Source organism: Escherichia sp. AM3, from assembly GCF_032029835.1.
Lineage (GTDB): Bacteria > Pseudomonadota > Gammaproteobacteria > Enterobacterales > Enterobacteriaceae > Escherichia > Escherichia coli.
The window spans coordinates 1-899 of record NZ_JAVUPQ010000405.1 but is presented as its reverse complement, the minus strand read 5'-3'; the positions used below and the strand labels follow the sequence as shown (position 1 = coordinate 899).

4 protein-coding genes are annotated in these 899 nt (G+C 43.2%); 3 read left to right on the top strand and 1 reads right to left on the bottom strand.

Annotation, left to right across the window (positions count from 1 at the left end):
• The 3 genes from RTW80_RS31780 to RTW80_RS26190 all read left to right on the top strand — a co-directional run.
• Nucleotides 1-76, top strand: a 76-nt coding sequence (locus tag RTW80_RS31780; RefSeq protein WP_409415319.1) for a hypothetical protein, incomplete at its 5' end; no start/stop codon positions are given.
• Between the two features lie 74 nt (nucleotides 77-150).
• On the top strand, nucleotides 151-489 hold the full coding sequence (locus RTW80_RS26195; protein ID WP_001227696.1) for a type II toxin-antitoxin system RelE/ParE family toxin: 339 nt from the start codon (nucleotides 151-153) through the stop codon (nucleotides 487-489).
• Entirely contained in the window at nucleotides 479-769 is a 291-nt protein-coding gene (locus tag RTW80_RS26190) for a helix-turn-helix domain-containing protein (protein ID WP_000687871.1), read from the top strand. The genes RTW80_RS26195 and RTW80_RS26190 overlap by 11 nt, the downstream gene beginning before the upstream one ends.
• Before the next feature lie 52 nt (nucleotides 770-821).
• Here the strand turns inward: RTW80_RS26190 and RTW80_RS31775 are convergent.
• Nucleotides 822-899, bottom strand: a 78-nt coding sequence (locus tag RTW80_RS31775) for a hypothetical protein (RefSeq protein WP_409415318.1), incomplete at its 5' end; no start/stop codon positions are given.

Sequence of the window (899 nt, the reverse complement as noted above, 5' to 3'; positions counted from 1 at the left end):
GGTAGAAAGCCATCGCGTGCAGAAGGTGCAGATTATACCGCTGCGTGAGGATGGCGAGATGGAGTACGAGGTGTGATAAAACATCAAATGTGCAGGTTCAAACTGCGCATTTGATTTATACAAAATTTAGTATAATCTAAGGATGGAGTAATGAGAAAAAAGTTGGCTTTTCTTGATACCAGTCTTGACGATTTACGCGCATTTCCAGAATCGTCTCGACAGGAAATTGGCTATCAACTCGACAGGATCCAACAAGGCTTAAACCCATACGACTGTAAACCTTTTTCAACTATCGGCCCTGGTGTGCGAGAGATTCGTACTCGCGATGCTGATGGGATCTATCGCGTCATGTATGTCGCAAAATTTGAAGAAGCGGTTTACGTATTGCATTGTTTTCAAAAGAAAACACAGACTACCAGTCAATCGGATATTGATTTAGCAAAACGACGCTATAAAGAACTTGTTCAGGAGCGGAAAAATGAAAATTGAAACCTTTGATAGTGTGTGGGATGCGGTGAGTGACACCCCTGAACAAGCGGAAAATATGCGGATCCGTGCCGAGCTTGTAACAATCATTAATAACTGGATTGAACAACAAGGGTTTAGCCAGGCTCAGGCAGCTTCTGCTTTAGGGGTCACTCAACCTCGCATATCTGAACTTGCCAGAGGTAAGATCCAGATCTTTAGTATCGATAAATTGATCACCATGATGGCTCATGCAGGATTGCATATTCAACGTATTGAAATTCAATATCCACATGCTGCTTAGTGCTATAAATACAGATGGCGACAAATTGACGCCGCCATCTGCATAACTTGTCTTACATCTTCTCCAGCAACTTCTTCACATCTTTGCCATTGCGGGAATCTTTATTCCGCTCGGCCCAGTCGTTAAGACG